The following is a 17458-nucleotide window of genomic DNA, read 5'->3' as shown; positions in this document are numbered from 1 at the left end:
TATCATCTACCTTCTGCTTTCCATTATATATGTATGATATCCTTCACAATAATAAAAAATTATGATGATTAATCTTATTTACATAATATAATTACCGTATCCTTAAATTTATACCTACATATGAGTATTCCACGTCCTCGATATCAGTTATATATAACAAAAACTCCCCTTAAATCGAAAATGATTAAGGGGAGTTTTATATGCGATGCAATTATAGTTCAGATTTCACCCGAACAGAAACATTATTTTTAATTATATTTTTGACATCTTTAAAGCTAACAAAATTGTTACTTTTCTCATCCCAAAGACGGAAACGCAGTGATTGTAAGCTTGTAGCAAGCGTAATCGTTGGTACATTTTTTAAAGGAAGCGTATTATTGTGTGCCTCTTCTAGTTTATAGTTAGGTACTCTTGGGCTTAAATGGTGAACATGATGGAATCCAATATTACCCGTTAGAAATTGCAAAATTTTGGGAAGCTTATAAAAAGAACTTCCTTCCACTGCCGCTTTCACATATTCCCAATCTTTATCCTCTTCAAAATAAGAATCCTCAAATGTGTGCTGTACGTAAAACAGCCAAATCCCTACTGAACCTGCTATTAAGAATATAGTACCATGTACTAACAGAAACGATTGCCACCCAATCGCCCAGCAAAGTATAGCTACTACAGCAACGATTAAAATATTTGTTAAATAAGTGTTCATACGTTCTTTTTTTCTAGCACCTTTTCGGTTAAATCTATTTTTAAGCAGGAAAACATAAATTGGGCCTAACCCAAACATAACGAATGGATTGCGATATAAACGATATGCTAAACGGAGTCTAAATGGTGCTGCTACATATTCATCTACTGTAAGCGTCCAAATATCCCCTGTACCCCTCTTATCCAAATTACCACTCGTAGCGTGGTGAATAGAATGCTCATGCCCCCACTGATCAAATGGGAATAATGTTAAAACACCCATACACGTTCCAACTATTCTATTTGCACGTCGACTTTTAAAGAATGAATAATGGGTACAATCATGAAAAATAATGAAAATCCTTGTCATAAATCCAGCGGCTAACAGTGCTGGAACTAATGTTAACCAATAAGAAACTGACAAACTTTTATAAGCAAGGTACCATAAAATAATAAATGGCACGATTGTGTTGATCAGTTGCCAAACACTTTTTTTAATCGTTGATTTTTCAAAAGGAGCAACTTGTTTTTTTAAATTTTTAGTATTTTCTAAGGTCATTGTTCTAATTCCTTTCCTTTTTGTTGCTAATTCATATTATAGCACACTATTAGTATCAGGTGTTAAAAGTAGCTATAATAAATATTTTATACTATGAAAATCTCTTTTTTCTTACTCATTACTTACAAATTTCTTACGTCCAAAATAGCTTCTATAATTGGACAGACGGAGCATTTTATGTATCAAAAAAACTTCATATTTTTCCAATAAGTACATAAAAAACAGCGAGTTTTTTCACAAGAAGAAAAAAGCTGCAATCAGTCAGTTTCACCGACTTATCGCAGCTTCTCTTCTTTTTACCTTATTTTATCGATGAAGCCAAACTGCACCTGCAGACTTGTCTTCAGCTTGGCCTACTACTTCAAACTTCAGTCCTAGCTTCGGTAACTTACGTCCTGCATCAGGAATAACGCTGTTGATGTATTGCTTAGAATCATCAAATTTTGCCACTCCTGGTAATCCTTTATAATCAAAGATACCGCGTGTTGGTGAATTTACTTTCCATGCTGGTGTTTGATCAAATGAGAATGCCGCATCGGCAATTTGATAACGCGTACTGCTCTTCACAGTAGGTTGTCCGTTTAATGTCCCTACAATTGCCTCTGGATGAGAATCTACTACTCCTAAGAACCCTTCACCTGGATGAACGCCTACCCAGTTATCTGTAAAGCTTTGATCCGCATACCATACAACCATTCCTGTATTAAATACTGGGCCACGTGCATGTTGTAACGCAGTGTCAGAACCAGCGTAATTTCTCCACTCTACATAGTAATTATGTTTTTTCTGTTCAAATCCGTTAGACACAGTAAAGCCTTTTAACGTCATTGCTGGCTGACCTTCTGCATCATCAGAGAAAACAACTTTTCCATCTACAGTTAAGGCTGCATTATCTAACGCAAATCCTTTATAAGCTACTGCAATATCTGTTAAGTACTCAAATTGCAGTTTTACTTTTTTCCCTTTGAATTGGCTTAAATCGTATGATTTATCAACCCATTTACCATCAGTTGTATCCGCGCCGCCTTTTACATCTTTTTCGCCCATTCTATCAATGCGTGTCTTCGTTCCATCTTCTGCAATCGCATATACGTCAAGGAAATCATACTTCGCTTCAAGTTCGTAAAATGCCTTATAATCGAACTTAGCATCCTTTGCATTTGTTAAGTCAAATACTGGTGTCTCAAGTGTTGTATGAATGTCATTTCCTTTTGTACTGTAATAGAACTTCTTACCAAACGCCGATTCGATATTTTTTATATCTTTGTCCGGCAAGTTAACACGAACAATTCCAGGTCGTTTAGATTTTGTAGTACTTTGATCTACATATGTTGCAACACCGATTCCTTTGCTAAGTTTGTCATAATCTACTTCAAGAATATTCGCCCAGTTCCCCTTCATATTCTTTTGGAAAAACTCTTTATTTTGTGGTGAGAAACTCGTTGGCTCTGTTCCTGCAATTTTTCCAGCCCAGCTACCACCACTCATAATAGACCATGACTCAACAGGTTCACCTTGTCCTGAGTACTTTGTATCATATTCATCTGGTAAGCCTAAATCATGGCCATACTCATGTGCAAACACACCAACTGCTCCGTCTTCAGGCTCGATTGTATAATCATATGCAGCCATCTTTCCGCCCCAGTTCGAAACAGAAGATTTCGTGCCATCAATTGCATATGGTTTTGAACCTAGTTTTGAACGATGTGACCAAATCGCATCATCTTTCAATTTACCGCCGCCAGCTTCTTGACCAACGCCAGCATGTACAACCATTAAATGATCAATAATGCCATCTGGCTCATTTTTATTTCCATCACCATCTTGATCGTATTGATCAAATTGGTCATAGTCTGCTAAATTGATTCCTTTTGCTACCGCTGCTTTTAATGCTTCTTTCACAAAATCTTTTGGTCCTAAAGGCCCCTTGTTATCATGCCCAGTACCCGCATCAGCACCATAATCTGATGCTTTTCCTGGAACAGTAAGCCACTCTGTTACAGTCCCATCAACTGTATAGCTACCACCAGATTGTTCTTCATAATATTGCTTAAATGTGTTAATCTTCGATCCATCAAATAAAGTGAATGGTTCATCACCAAATAACATTTTTTGATAATGTTCACGATTAAAGTCCTTAGAATACATGTATCCTGGCTCTTGATCAATATTGTTATGCTTAAAATCGCTAAATTCTACAAGTAAAACAAGTACTTTATCTTTTCGAACAGCTCCATTGTATTCTTCTTGCTTCGCTGATGTAGTAGGTACTTTTCCATTTAATTTCCCTGGATTCAATGCTGCACCTTGTCCAGCTACTGGGCCTACTTCAGGCTGCTGTGCCTGTTCATTTTCCTTCATTTTTGTATCTTTTACTTTTTTCATAAAATCAGAAGCTTCTTGTGTAAGACTATCTCCTGTTAAGATTTCTTTCCCAGGGTTTTCCCCTTTCTTTTTCTCAACATATTTTTCGACAGCCTTTGACGTCTCAGCTTGTGATGCAGATTGATCAATTACCCCCCGTTGTTTCAGCGCTTCTGCCAAACGCTCCTCCGGTATTAAGTGCTCATCTATTGGTAGAGATGATGTTGGTGTCTCAGCATAAGCTGCGTGACCTCCAAAAGCAAACGTACTACTTAGTACTGCTGCTGTTGTTAATACCGCTAATGGTTTTAATTTCTTTTTCTTTTTCAATGTATTTCCTCCCCAGTGTCTGCAAATTATCGTTTTTCGCCGATAACAACATAATATTCGTTATAATACGAATATTCAATATTTTTCAACAAATAAAATGTTGAGAAATATTTTTTTATGCAGGGTGAAATACATAAGATATAAAAACAAACAGACTCTCCTATAAATAACAGTGAACTTTTATATGTTCTTAGTTACAATTAAAATCCAGTAAATCTGGGATTCATACTTTTTTAATAAAAATAAGAATTAAATATTTTCTATACTATTTAATCTATGGATTACCATATTACTCACTATTCTCATTATTACAAGCTAATAGTGGTTCGTACATCATTATAGCGTGATTCTCTGTTACATATTGATCTTCTATTAACTGTTTCTGTTGATTATATACTTTACGTTGAATCACATTATGTCGTATATAACCGCCCCAGTATGCAGGTTGAATTGAATGTTCTTTCTCATACACTTCATATTGATAAAGTTGCGGATAGACTGTTCTCCATTCACCAACTAAATATTCATCTGTCATATAAAGATGAAGTTGATACGGTTGGTCCGTTTCATTTTTAATTTGTAAATCCAAATAGTTATAGGAACAAGTTGCTCCACTCCCAAACGGTTGAGTTCGCCTAGAATCAGGAAAGACATCAAAGCTATGACGATATCGTTCTGTTACTGTCAGTGGTGTATGTAAAGTCATCCAATATATTAAATTCGAAAGCTGACAAAGACCTCCTCCAATACCTGTTTGAAAAGATCCGTAATGTAATACCATACCTTCTACATACCCTTTTTTCCTCGTAGGCTTACCTATTAAACGCCAGTAAGAAAATGTTTCTCCTGGTCTAATGACGATACCATTTAGTTTTTTAACAGCAATTTTCAAATTAACAACCTTATTCTGTTGATACCACATATCTACATCTTTGAGCTTACGGAGTAATATCGTTCGGTGCTGAATTGCTGTACAAGGTAGCTTTTCTTGTTGGAACCTTTTTGCATATGTTTTTCCGTCTGATAACCACTGAATATACCTCTTTGTAGAGTAATACCACGTCCCTAGCATAATTCGATACTTAGAACGCTGTTTAGGACGTAAGTGCACTATATTCATTTTATTCCCTCTCTCTTTCTTCAAATAAATTCTAATATATCTCTAATTCAATAAACTACAGTTTTCTTAGCGGCATAATAATTTTTGTAAATAAAAAACGCAAAAAAATAATAAATTTACTCTAGTGGAGATTTTATTTTGAGGATTGCTTTCTAATTATATGAAACTGCGCTACAATACGATAAATTGAAATAAACACATTATAAATATAACGGATAACCTTAAATAAAAAATAATGAAAATTAAAGAAATTCTAAAGTATTAATATATTTTTCGTAAATATTAATTGATAATACATTAGACTTTACTATATGTATAAATTCTCTATTCTACAAAACGAAATTTTTTAATGTAAGAAAAGAATATAATTCCCCTTTAACATTTATACAAGTCTCTTCTGAAAAACTTTACAAAACAATCCGAGCCCTTATATTTAGAATGAACACAAAAAATTGCCACCAGTTAGCTTAACTGGTTGGCAATTTTTTAACGAGAATGCTTTACAAATAGTTGAATTGCTTCTTGTGGTACATAGCACTTTCCATTACTCTCTACAATAATACTTCCTAATTCATACCCTTTACCATTGATACGAATTATATTTTTGTTACCAAATAGTTGTGCTTCTACTTTATTATGTTTTACCACAAGTAACGGGTTTACTCCTTCGGTTTTGTCGGCTGTTACAGTTGCACCGATTTTCTTAAAGGCTTGCTCACTCTCTAAAAATATTTTATTCGTTACTTCTTCTAAGTTAAAGCCCATCGCTTTGGCCATCGTCTTCGCAATGTCTGTATTCTGGATTAAGCCTTCTGGTTTTTGAGGTCCATAAGAATATAAGAATACATCCTCACCTGTATGTCCTCCTGTCGTAAAGCCGATATTTGCACGATTAGCCAATAATGTAGTAAGGATTCGTCCTACATCCATTTTCTTTTTTTCCGCTTTTAATTTTTCTTTTTCATCATGAGTTAGATTATCCAAACCGTATAGTTTAGCTACATCTTCTACATTTGATAAATCAGATTTCAGTTTATTTATAGTTCCTTCAAGTGTCATTTTCGCCTTTTTCAATGGATCAATGTATGCAGAAACCGGTGTAGTATTGTATCCTTTTGTCGTATTCCTATTCCCTATAGAGATGCCGCTGTTACCATGATCAGTTAAAGCGATAAGCATCGTATCCCCATCTTTCTTCGCAAATTGTAACGCCTTTGCTACCGCTTCATCAAATGCCAATACATCGCTAATAATCCCAATCGGATCATTAGCATGAGCTGCCCAATCTGGCTTACTACCTTCTACGAATAAAAAAAAGCCATCTTTATCTTTTGATAATGTTTGAATTGCTTTTTCTGTCATTTGAGAAAGTGTCGGTTGTTCTGGATTTGTTGCTATACGATCCATATCAAACGCAAGAGCATGATGTGAGAAAGAGCCCCAAATTTTATTAGATTTGGAGTTCAATAACGCATCTTTCGTTTCAACAAAATCGTACCCTTTGTCTTGAATCACCTTTACTAAATTTTCACCATCTTTTCGGATTCCATTACTTTTTATAGGTAGAAGCGCCGCTTTTCCCCCGCCTAATACGACATCTATATTTTGATATACTTGCTGCTTCGCAATTACGTTAAATTGCTTGCGATTGACATGGTGAGCTGAGAATCCCGCCGGAGTAGCATGCTGAATTTCAGATGTAGCAACAATTCCCGTTGCACGACCAGTACGTTTTGCACCTTCTAATACGTTTGCGACCGGCCGTAACTTGTCCTCTTCTTTTATTGGCTTTAAGCTAGGTGAATTTACAATAGAAGGTAGTACACCTACATATCCTGAATTCGATTTATTTCCAGTTGCTAATGCTGTTGCTGCTGGCGCTGAGTCTGTAATAGCTGATTCCGCCGAAAACGTACGAACACCTCCTGTTACAATTTGATCTAACGTAAGCGGTGCCCCTTTATACCAGCGAGCCAATGTTGTCGCCGTTGAACTAGTCCCGTCCATAACCATCATAATTATATTTTTAGGCTGATGTTCTACTTTTTTCACCTTAGCTTTGGCCGCATGATAATTCATCATACTTTCCGTACTTAATACGCTTACTATTATAGCTGCCACTAATAGCAACTTTTTTATCTTCACACCATAATTCAACATGATTGTTCCTCCATAAACTTTGCATTCATTTAAATACACCTTATTTCCTTTTCCATTCCAAAACCTACATATGTTTTATTAGTTCCCAATTCTCATAAAGCTAACAATAGTTACCTTCTCTTTCTTTAATTAAATATCGGTATGTTTCATCTATCTTATAAAAAAGATTTAGCATTCTTTTCATTAATTACTTGTTTAACAATAAATCCTCGATTAAAAGAAATAAAAATTTATTGTTAAACAATAAATTTCATGTTAAATTAATAAGATATTAAATAAATGAGGTGCTTTTTATGAAACAAGGATCCACACTCTTTTTAAAGACCGTTGTGATTCTGATCGGAATCCCTGTTCTTGCTATGTGCATTTTTTTAGTCCCTAAAATAGGAAATTTCGCCGCAGAATTATATCCAGATATTGCATATATTAAATATCTTGTATTTATCAACTTATACGCAACAGCACTACCTTATTACTTCGCACTGTACCAAACATTTAAGCTTTTAAACTATATTGATAAAAACAACGCATTTTCAGAGTTATCTGTTAAAGCTTTAAAAAATATTAAGTACAGCGCATTGGCAATTAGTGTATTATATGTATTAGGTATGCCACTTTTCTATCTTGTGGCAGAGAGAGATGACGCCCCTGGCATTATTATTATCGGAATGATTATGATTTTTGCTTCAATGGTAATCGCGGTCTTTGCTGCCGTTCTCCAAAGACTATTAAAAGATGCTATAGATATAAAATCAGAAAATGATTTAACGGTCTGAGGTGAATAATATGGCAATTATCATTAATATTGATGTAATGTTAGCGAAAAGAAAAATGAGTGTAACAGAGCTTTCGGAGAAGGTTGGAATTACAATGGCTAACCTTTCTATTTTGAAAAACGGAAAAGCAAAAGCAGTTCGGTTTTCAACTTTAGAAGCAATATGTAAAGCATTAGAATGCCAACCGGGTGATATTTTAGAATATCAACCTGAAGAAACCGAATAAAAAGAGTCCTTCATACGAGAAGGACTCTTTTTATTACACATTACGGCGCAAAACTAATTTGACCAGTAAACAATAGGATAATTGCTATGATCCAAAATATAAAAAATGATGAGGACAGTATTAATGAAAGAATAGCAATTCCCTTCTTCTCTGTTCTTTTCGTCATTGTGATTATTGAAAGCATGATACCTACACCTGTCAGGGCAATTGTAATATAATCTCCAACTATATTACCTGCATTCGCTATCCTTGTTGGCGTTATAAACACGAATAGAAAACACAAAATACCGATGAGTAAAGATATATAGCTTATTATACTGTACTTCTTTTTAGGAACTATTTCTGTTTTCATACTAACCCCACCCCTTCTATATAGCTATGAGTTCATATTAACACGAATAACCATAATTTGGTTAAAACATAAAAAAGATAAAGTGGACGCTATCACTTTATCCTTCAGTTTATTTCTATCTAACAATTAACCTGGCTACTTCTTTAATAAAGATGGACGGACATTCTTTAACTCCTAGCAATTTTTATATACAGAAAATAAAATGAAATAGTTCTAAAAAATAAAGACTGTACCTTTAAAATGAAATATACAGTCTTAAATACTAACTTATTTTATAAAGAAAACTCTCTATTTATCACTACCTTAAAAAACTCCGAGTAATGTGATAAAGAATAATCCGCTACATCACAATTACCTTGAAACATACATGTTGAAATACCTAATTCTTTTGCAGGTAATAAATCTAATTCTCTATCTCCAATAGCTAAATCAATATTGTATTTTTTATGCAGATGATTATAAGCCAAAGAGTTCGGCTTTCGAGGAAAGCCATCGTCAATTGTAACCATATCTACGAAGTATTTTTCCCAGCCGTAATATTTTAAAATGGCCATAACCCCTTTCCTATGTTTATGGGTCATAATCACATTTTTATTTGCAAATTTCAAAACCTCTTCGACACCCGCAAAAGGTTCCATATCTTTTGGAGTAAATTTCCCCTTCAAAACTTTAATTTTTTCTTCCTGCTCGCATGAAATATTATAATATTGAATTGCATAAGAGTATGATATTTTTAAGTTTTTGTATATTTCTTGTTTTTCTACTGAATCACCTAATATTTCAGAAAGCATCATTGTATATGCAGGATACGTATCAAATAACGTCCCATCAAAATCCCATAAAATATTCATTCTATTCACCTTCTATTTTCAAATCATTCAATGACTAAATCCGCCCTATCCTTCGGCAATTCCATTTCTAAGTAATAATCCTCTGCTTTCCAATACCTATTTTCAAACTTTGAAAGGTTTTTCTGCGTTTTTTCACTCTCACGTAGAAACCTTGTCTCTCTTGGACAGTCCAAATAGACCATATAATGAAAGAAATCTCTCCATTCTTTTCGCTGTAGAAAGACTCCTTCAATAACAATTACGCCTACAATAGGAATCTGTACTTTTTTCATTTCACATGAGTCTGTTTCCTCTTGATAAAAAGGCAAAGTCAGTTTTGTCTCATGTTGTAACTTCTGAAAAAACTTCTGCCTCAAGTATGGAATATCCCACTGTAAACAATAATACTCATACCATTCTTCATATCCTGTATGATAGCGTTTATTACGCTCCACTATGTGATCATCAATATGAAAAATATGAAACGGAATGCCTTCTTGTTTCATATTTTCTTTTAAATTTGCTACGAATGTTGTTTTTCCAGATCGACTTAAACCATCTATACCTAAAATGAATCTATTTTCCCTATGCTTCTTCATAATCTTTATAAGTTCGTTTGTACTCATTACTTCTTCCACTCTTCTTTTAATAACGAGTATAGAATGGTATCATGAGCGACACCATTTTGAATCATATGTTTTCGAAGTAATCCTTCTTCTTGAAATCCTGCTTTTATTAACAATTGTTGTGAAGCTTTATTTTCTACATATACAACCGCTGCGATTCTTATAAGTTGCAATGTTTCAAATCCGTAAGCTAAAATTGCTTGTAATGCTTCAGATGCATACCCCTGTCCCCAATATGTATCATCTAATTCATAACCAATTTCAGCTCGTCTATGATGATTGTTAATTAAATGAAATCCACACGTCCCAATTAATTGGCCCGTCCCTTTTTTCTCAATTCCCCAGCGAAATACACTTCCTTCTTCATAACGATTTTTAAACGTTTGAATCGTTGTTTTCGCTTGCTCAATATTTTGGAAAGAATCCATTCCGAAATAACGTATAACAGATTCTTTCGAAAAATAACGGAACATCGTTTCCGCATCTAATAGTGTAAGTTCTCTTAGTCGTAAACGTTCTGTTTCTAGTTTCGGAAATCCCATCTCTCTTTCTCCCTCTATTCTAATGAACTACAAATTTCAATATAATTTCCATCTGGATCAGCAATGTAGGAAATTGTTTGTCCCCACGGTTTTACAATAGGTTCAACTAAAATCTTAATACCTTGTTCTCTAAATTGCTCAATCGTTTCTTGTACATTCTCAACAACGAATCCTAATTCGAAATGAGAAGACTGTAATTCACCTTCTGTAAGCGGTAGTCCTGTTAATTCTTTCACATCTTGCCGCGTATTCATCGCTAAAATGGTAGTTCCAGTATTAAATTCAATATATGTACCGTGCTCTGCTTTTATAGGTAACTGTAAAATATCTTTATAGAATTTTAAACATTCCTCAAACTTTTCTACATATAAAATGATGTACTTCATTTTCAAATCCATTTTACATCCCCCTTTATATCTACCCCTAAAATTTCGACAAAAGTCTCATAAAAACCTTGTTCTTTGTAGTAATGAGCAAAAAAAATGAGGCCGATTTCTCGGCCCCCTAGCTTATTGGCATAAAACAGGAGATTTGGTTTGGACATAACCAGTTCGTACTCTTATTATATTTTATTTTTTCTGAATTTTAAATACATTAAACACCTATTTATATTGAGAAAGTTTTTTGCTTGCATAAAATTAAAGAGTTTAAGAAATGATACAAATGGAGGTGTATACATATGGAACCAATGCTATGTCCAAGTTGTAAAACGAACCGTACTCGCTTTAATATTCTTGAGCAACAAGTAAAACCAGTCAAATTAAATCCACAAACTGGTCAAGTAGAAGAAGAATATACAAATGACACGATGAATGCTTTTCATATGGCCTATCAAGGACCTACTTATCGCGTCCAATGCGCTGTATGTGGGCTTGTTGAAAACCCAGAACAATTTATTAAACCTGCTCAAAATCAGTCTTTCTAATAAAAACATTATTATCCCTTATAGAAATAGATTTTTCTATAAGGGATTTTTCCGTTTAATAACTTAATTAAAAATGTGTTTCTTCCTTATTATATGTTAAACTTCGCACTCTTTTGGAAATGTTTACATAAGAGAGGTAAAACAAACAATAAAAAGATAACGCTTCCATCAATATTTCTACTATTAACTTGTCATATAGTCATCTTTTACTTTTGGATCTTCGATTGGGAGAAAATAACGACTCCTTACGATCTAACAATATGGATTGTTTCTACTATTTGTAGTCTTTTACTTTACTACCATTTTTAAAATCAAAAATCTAATAAATTAATATTAATTGCTAGTTCGTTATTATTGATTATTTCTTCTTCATTTATGATTTTTTTAGGTGTTGTTACTGATATTATCTTTGTAACTGTTAGTTCTATGAATTAAAAAGTTGGTCTTTTATTATATAAAAAAGAATGAACAAAAAAAATATATATAGAAATTAGAGAAGTTGATTCCCATCAATATATATCTTCTCTAAGAATATCACTCTTTGTTAAAATATTTCCTTTTTTAACTTTTTAATCTTCCTAAATAAATTAATAAACGCATATAAATATATACAAACTAAAAACCCTACCATACCTTTATATAATCCTGATTCTGATACTCCAAGAAAACATAAGTAAAGCACTGGAATTAACATTACAAACATAATTGCAACGAACTGTATCAATTCAACAAGTTTTTGTATCTTCGTTTCTTTGTCTGAATAAATATCAGGTAACTCATTTTCCTCTTCTACTTCTTTACAAAAGTAATTCCACTTCGCAAAACTCGTTACATGTTTCCAACCACACATTTCATATATTTCGATATATTCTTTTTGTTTTTCTGTCGAATCTTTATACTCTAATCTAAAGTCTGCTTTATATACTACATCTTTCGGCTCAGTTTTCTTAAACCTATACATTACGTTATACTTTTGTAACGCCCAGCCTTGTTGATGCATTTTACGTAAATACGCTTCTTCTTTTTCTAAGCTCCATACTGCGAAAGGTTTGAATATCTTCTTTGTCTCCATCTTCCATTCACTCCCCTAATATACTGTTTCCATTCTTTACAGACCGCTGTAATCTGTTGTACTCCAGTTCCAGCACTTCTCTCCCAAACGGCGTTAACTCATAGCACTTCTTTCTATCTGTAGAGGCAACTTCAACAATTAACTTCTCTTTTAGTAACTTCGTCGTATTCCCGTATAAAGTACCAGGACCAAGCTTTACTTCCCCATTTGTCATCTCTTCTACCATTTGCATAATTCCATATCCGTGCATTGGTTTCACTAGTGATAACAGTATGTAATATGTCGCCTCAGTTAACGGAATATATTTTTGCGCCTTCGCATTCATTATAACTACCTCCGATGCATCGCCTTATGATATATCGACTTGCGATACTTCATATATCGATATTGTATAATCATATTCCAAAATATGCAAGAGTAATTTAATAATTAAATATCCATTTCTTTGAATTAAAAAACCATACAAATTTCCTGAATAATTTGTTAAAATATAGAAATATTAGCTCTTTTATAATGAAAGGAATGGTACATATGATACATAAATTGAAAGAAAACATCGGATCTGTGTTTGTTGGGAAAGAAAATGTTATTGATCTACTGCTCGTTTCACTTCTTGCTGATGGGCATGCACTACTCGAAGACGTGCCTGGTACTGGGAAAACGTTACTGGCGAAAACCATTTCCAAAAGTATTGGTGGTAGTTTTTCTCGCGTTCAATTCACCCCTGATGTACTTCCAAGTGATGTAACAGGTATTGAATACTTCAACCCAAAAACAAGCGAATTCGAATTAAGAATTGGACCGGTTATGACAAACATTTTGCTAGCAGATGAAATTAACCGTGCAATGCCGAGAACGCAGTCGAGTTTGTTAGAAGCGATGGAAGAACGACAAGTGACGCTCGAAAAAAAATCTACGCCTCTGCCGAAACCGTTCTTTGTTATTGCGACGCAAAACCCAATCGAATCACAAGGGACTTTCCCTCTTCCAGATGCACAGCTTGATCGCTTTTTAATGACGATTTCAATTGGTTATCCAACTCCTAAAGATGAGTTACAAATGATGCGACGTTTTCGGAACGATTTACCATTAGAAAGTGTCACATCTGTCATCTCATTAGAAGATATTTTAGAAGCTCAAAAACGAGTAAAAGAAATATTTGTTTCGGAACCGTTAGAACATTACATTATTAAACTTGCTCATGCTACAAGAAATCATGATTATATCGCTAACGGTGTAAGCCCACGTGCCACATTAGCTTTAGTACGTGCTGTTCAAGCTTTAGCCTTTTTACATGGGAGAGAATATTGCACACCAGAAGATATACAATTGTTAGTTCCTTCTGTTTGGAATCACCGTATCGTCTTATCAATGGAAGGTGCATTACGTACGACAAAAAATGATATTATGCAAAGTATTTTAAAAGAAGTTGATGTACCCGTGGAGATTGAGCAAGCATGAATGGACAGCGCGTTGTAACTGTACCTTTATTTTTTCAACTTCATATTATTCAACTAACCGTTCCAATCGCGTTACTTTTCACATTCTTTTTCCCGCAACGAATGCTTATGTTTCTCTTTTTCTTCTATTATATATTTGCGATTTTTATTTATAAATATGTCGCTTTCATAGAGAAGAAGTTTCAAATCATAAATGAGAAACAAACTACACGGCTTTTTCCTGAGGAATCTGGACAGTTTTTTATTCATTTAAAAAATGGAGCCAGCATACCGCTCGTTAATGGTGTTTGTTACTTTCATTTAAATTCGTCCCTTATACCGCATAAAGAGCAAGGCATTGAACAAATATCAAAAACGTTATTCTCTTTCCCATTTTCACAACCTGCACATTCGGCACAAAAATGGGATTTAACATTAACCGCTACGAAGCGTGGGGTGTTTCAAATTGAACAGTTTGAATGTGTATTAAAAGATCCATTTCATCTATTAACTGTACATTTACCTGTTTTTGATAAATTAAGGACTGAAATTATTGTGTATCCTTCTCCTAAAGAAGTAGCAGGTTTGCAAGAACTTCAGCAACTTTTAATCGGATCCTATCAAACGAATTTTTCTTTTTACAATGACGAAACATCTATTATAGGTGTAAAACGCTATGAACGTGAATCATTCCGTTCTATTCATTGGAAGGCATCTGCTAAAATGCAGGAATTACAAGCGAAGCAATATGAACCTGTAAAAAATTATAGTTGGACGATTTGTCTTTCTTTAGCTGCCGATCGTGGATTTGGTTGGAAAGATAATGTTGAAGATTTAATTTCATTCGCAACATACATTTGCCAATATGCAACGAAGCATCAAATACCGTTTGAATTATTTATTAGTGTATTAGCAGAAGGTGGTGCATTACATTTATCGTTACATGAAGGGCAAACGCAATATGCAAAAGCTTTAGAAGAATTAGCCCGTATTTCAGATGATAGTACGTTACTTCCGAAACAAGGATTCCTTCATTATGTAACGAGAAAGAGAGAACGATCGTCTACAATGATATACATTGGTTTACAAAGAAATGAACTCCCTCTTCTCTCGCAGCCAACGTTTCTCATTACTAGTGAAGGGATGGTGGAATCGGTTGAAAACTTGGCTATATCACATTCATGATTTCATTCTGCTCCTCCTGCTTTCATTATTAACAGAAAGAGATGAACTAATTAGTATTGCAATATTTTTAACAACAGGCTATATTGGAGTATTTCTTATTCATAAATTTATGCAGAAAAAAACAACAGGATTTGTAATACTTTTAGTTCTTCAAATCGTTCTTTTCTCTTTATTTTTACCTTTTTCTCTTTTTGGCACAATCATATTACCACTATTTTTCTTTATCGTACATGTGGTCGGACCTGGATATCCAGTTCAAAAATCTTTAGGTGGTATTGTATGGTTTGTCGTTTCAGTTATATTTTATGCACCCTTTCCACCGTTTTGGAAACTATTAATGTTAGCCTTGCATCTTATGATTACATTTTGGTTAACCGGGGCAAATCGCAAACAACAACTATTACGTTTTGCTTCTATCATTACGATTGGCTTAATGAGTATATTAATTGTTCAAATATTTCCTTTCATTCGACTTATTTTTGGTTTTATAACGGAAGTAGTCGCATTAGGCGTCGGCTATGCTTTAATGCCATTAATTAAAGCAGCGGAATTAAAAGATACTGAAGATGTTTGGGCAAATAAAGGACATCTCTTAAAACCAAAAATTGAAGACGGAAAAAAAATTCCTGATTTTGATCCAATACTCATAAATAGCGCTACAATAATAGTCTGTACAGCTATCGCTATTTACGTCGTTTGGAAAATAGTAAAAAAACGAAAACATTTAAGTTTACCAAATATGCACGTCTTCGAATCTACTATCATTACTGATAAAGAAGGAATGAGCCAAAATCGTTTTAAACGAAATAAACCGCCACATAACGAAATTCGGAAGGAAATTTTCAAGCTAGAGAGTAAGTTAACCCCTCCTTTAAATAGAAAACGGGGAGAAACTGTTGAGGCTTGGCTAGAAAGAATACATGATGAAGAAGATGTAAATATTCAAAGTGATATTATTATAGATGCTTATAATACGGTGCGTTATTCAAATGGTAAAAGCATTGTACTTCTGCATGAATTTAAGGAAGAGATTCATAAGCTTTATGCATATCAAAAACATTTGAAGAAAAGAAAGAAATAAGACAACAAAAGACTCCTATTTTTTCATTCATGTGCTCAGTTTAGGGAGAGAAAAATGCTAATAACCATTAGAAATAACACAATAATTTGTATGTATTTCGCATTATAAATAGCAAACTAAAACGCTCAGAAAATATTCTGAGCGTTTTCATTTCCTTCTTCAACTAAAGTACCAGTTAGTGCAAAAAGCTATTTCACCATTTGTATTGTTAACTTATCTTTTAACATTGAGCTATATGAGTCAATTTCATATTTTGTATTATTGATTTTTTCTTTTTTCATTTTTAACATATCGAATATTTCTAATTCTAAATTCCTTCTAGCTTCAAGAACTTTTATCGCTCCTTCTACACCTGAATGGTTATGTTCTTTCCCATAGCCTTGGTTAGTGTAATAGTCGACGATTCCTGTGGACCATTCTGGAGTTCTTTCTTTTAGTGCCTTCCTAAATGAAAATTCAAGATTATCTTGTTCTACATACAATAACATTGGATTTAAATTCTCTATAATTTTTGCAACTTTCATTACATAATTTATTATTTTTTCTTTTTGTTCACCATATTTAATCATCCCAATAGTTAATGAGTTTTGTATGAAACAACATTCAAAGATATAAACCTTATTGTCTTCTAGAGCACTTTCAGTAAAGTTATTCCATTTGTCAGCAATTAATTCAACATTTTTATCGAATGACAATTCATATATATCGTTTTTTGAAATATCGTTAAATAATTCGTCCGAAAACTGATCACCAAACTCATTTTTTATCTTTCTGTATGGTAATAAATAATTGCTTCCTTTTTTTAGAACTCTTTTAAGAAGCACTTCTTTAAAATCTCCACTGTTAGATAATAATCTATCAAATTCAAATTTATTAAAACAAGATACACCATCATAGTCGGCTGGATGGTTCAAATTTCCCTCTAAAAATAGTTCAACTTCAATTTTATTTTGGCTTAGAATTTCATTTATTAGCTTTGCAGTGGTTGATTTTCCAAATCCAGGTAAACCTTCTACTATTATTAGTTTTGTGTTCATAATTATAAATCCCTTTCTTCAAAGTATTTAACCAAGATAAAAAAATCACTTACTTCACTGCAATCACCCCTTCAAAATATGATATTCACCATTTCCTTTGAAAAATCCTGCTTAAAGTAACCTGACCGTTAGTTTAAGAACATTTTTTCA

General features: G+C 33.5%; 18 protein-coding genes and 1 pseudogene. 7 read left to right on the top strand and 12 right to left on the bottom strand.

Going from position 1 to position 17458, the window contains the following annotated elements; genetic code table 11:
* Positions 1–211 precede the first annotated feature (211 nt).
* The 4 genes from ASE54_RS12155 to ASE54_RS12140 form a co-directional block, all read right to left on the bottom strand.
* Entirely contained in the window at positions 212–1243 is a 1032-nt protein-coding gene (locus ASE54_RS12155; protein ID WP_000171500.1) for a fatty acid desaturase, read from the bottom strand.
* A gap of 306 nt (positions 1244–1549) precedes the next feature.
* Positions 1550–3937: an immune inhibitor A domain-containing protein gene (locus ASE54_RS12150; RefSeq protein ID WP_000727453.1), complete on the bottom strand. Its 2388-nt coding sequence runs from the start codon at positions 3935–3937 to the stop codon at positions 1550–1552.
* A gap of 289 nt (positions 3938–4226) precedes the next feature.
* On the bottom strand, positions 4227–5057 hold the full coding sequence (locus ASE54_RS12145; protein WP_001028246.1) for a VanW family protein: 831 nt from the start codon (positions 5055–5057) through the stop codon (positions 4227–4229).
* A gap of 486 nt (positions 5058–5543) precedes the next feature.
* The gene (locus tag ASE54_RS12140; protein WP_000935910.1) at positions 5544–7217 is read right to left on the bottom strand and encodes an alkaline phosphatase; all 1674 of its coding nucleotides are present in this window, start codon (positions 7215–7217) and stop codon (positions 5544–5546) included.
* A 293-nt stretch (positions 7218–7510) separates the two neighbouring features.
* Between ASE54_RS12140 and ASE54_RS12135 the strand changes: the two genes are divergently transcribed.
* The gene (locus ASE54_RS12135) at positions 7511–7993 is read left to right on the top strand and encodes a DUF2975 domain-containing protein (protein ID WP_000809121.1); all 483 of its coding nucleotides are present in this window, start codon (positions 7511–7513) and stop codon (positions 7991–7993) included.
* A gap of 10 nt (positions 7994–8003) precedes the next feature.
* Positions 8004–8219 (top strand): helix-turn-helix transcriptional regulator, encoded by a 216-nt coding sequence (locus ASE54_RS12130; protein ID WP_000974622.1) that lies wholly within the window; start codon positions 8004–8006, stop codon positions 8217–8219.
* A gap of 40 nt (positions 8220–8259) precedes the next feature.
* Here the strand turns inward: ASE54_RS12130 and ASE54_RS12125 are convergent, their stop codons facing one another.
* From ASE54_RS12125 to ASE54_RS12105, 5 genes are all read right to left on the bottom strand, one after another.
* On the bottom strand, positions 8260–8571 hold the full coding sequence (locus tag ASE54_RS12125) for a hypothetical protein (protein WP_000845550.1): 312 nt from the start codon (positions 8569–8571) through the stop codon (positions 8260–8262).
* A 272-nt stretch (positions 8572–8843) separates the two neighbouring features.
* Positions 8844–9422, bottom strand: coding sequence for an HAD-IA family hydrolase (locus ASE54_RS12120; RefSeq protein WP_001024247.1), 579 nt, complete (start codon positions 9420–9422; stop codon positions 8844–8846).
* 23 nt (positions 9423–9445) lie between these two features.
* Positions 9446–10027, bottom strand: a complete 582-nt coding sequence (locus tag ASE54_RS12115; RefSeq protein ID WP_000106089.1) for a kinase — start codon at positions 10025–10027, stop codon at positions 9446–9448.
* A complete protein-coding gene (locus ASE54_RS12110; protein WP_000506680.1) occupies positions 10027–10569 on the bottom strand; it encodes a GNAT family protein in 543 nt (180 codons plus the stop codon). The genes ASE54_RS12115 and ASE54_RS12110 overlap by 1 nt, the downstream gene beginning before the upstream one ends.
* A 14-nt stretch (positions 10570–10583) precedes the next feature.
* Positions 10584–10967, bottom strand: a complete 384-nt coding sequence (locus ASE54_RS12105) for a VOC family protein (protein WP_000364500.1) — start codon at positions 10965–10967, stop codon at positions 10584–10586.
* Positions 10968–11248: 281 nt separating this feature from the next.
* Between ASE54_RS12105 and ASE54_RS12100 the strand changes: the two genes are divergently transcribed.
* Both ASE54_RS12100 and ASE54_RS36870 read left to right on the top strand, forming a co-directional pair.
* A complete protein-coding gene (locus ASE54_RS12100; RefSeq protein ID WP_000433605.1) occupies positions 11249–11494 on the top strand; it encodes a hypothetical protein in 246 nt (81 codons plus the stop codon).
* Between the two features lie 93 nt (positions 11495–11587).
* Positions 11588–11929 (top strand): annotated as a pseudogene (locus tag ASE54_RS36870) (hypothetical protein).
* Positions 11930–12038: 109 nt separating this feature from the next.
* Here the strand turns inward: ASE54_RS36870 and ASE54_RS12095 are convergent.
* Together ASE54_RS12095 and ASE54_RS12090 are read right to left on the bottom strand one after the other, a co-directional pair.
* On the bottom strand, positions 12039–12494 hold the full coding sequence (locus ASE54_RS12095; protein WP_003263013.1) for a DUF2812 domain-containing protein: 456 nt from the start codon (positions 12492–12494) through the stop codon (positions 12039–12041).
* A gap of 79 nt (positions 12495–12573) precedes the next feature.
* Positions 12574–12891: a PadR family transcriptional regulator gene (locus tag ASE54_RS12090; protein WP_000991890.1), complete on the bottom strand. Its 318-nt coding sequence runs from the start codon at positions 12889–12891 to the stop codon at positions 12574–12576.
* A gap of 206 nt (positions 12892–13097) precedes the next feature.
* On the opposite strand from ASE54_RS12090, the gene ASE54_RS12085 reads away from it, so the two are divergent.
* From ASE54_RS12085 to ASE54_RS12075, 3 genes are read left to right on the top strand one after another with little or no spacing between them, the layout of a single operon-like run.
* Entirely contained in the window at positions 13098–14027 is a 930-nt protein-coding gene (locus tag ASE54_RS12085) for a MoxR family ATPase (protein ID WP_000581417.1), read from the top strand.
* The gene (locus ASE54_RS12080; RefSeq protein WP_001014386.1) at positions 14024–15190 is read left to right on the top strand and encodes a DUF58 domain-containing protein; all 1167 of its coding nucleotides are present in this window, start codon (positions 14024–14026) and stop codon (positions 15188–15190) included. Before ASE54_RS12085 ends, ASE54_RS12080 begins: the two co-directional genes overlap by 4 nt.
* Entirely contained in the window at positions 15162–16271 is a 1110-nt protein-coding gene (locus ASE54_RS12075; protein ID WP_000860491.1) for a DUF4018 domain-containing protein, read from the top strand. The genes ASE54_RS12080 and ASE54_RS12075 overlap by 29 nt, the downstream gene beginning before the upstream one ends.
* Positions 16272–16459: 188 nt before the next feature.
* Here ASE54_RS12075 and ASE54_RS12070 read toward each other — a convergent pair whose 3' ends face one another.
* On the bottom strand, positions 16460–17308 hold the full coding sequence (locus ASE54_RS12070; RefSeq protein ID WP_001093194.1) for a hypothetical protein: 849 nt from the start codon (positions 17306–17308) through the stop codon (positions 16460–16462).
* Positions 17309–17458 lie beyond the last annotated feature (150 nt).

The organism is Bacillus sp. Root131 (assembly GCF_001429475.1).
GTDB classification, from domain to species: domain Bacteria; phylum Bacillota; class Bacilli; order Bacillales; family Bacillaceae_G; genus Bacillus_A; species Bacillus_A thuringiensis_S.
The sequence above is the reverse complement of the archived record's forward strand: the minus strand, read 5'-3'. Positions and strand labels throughout refer to the sequence as shown.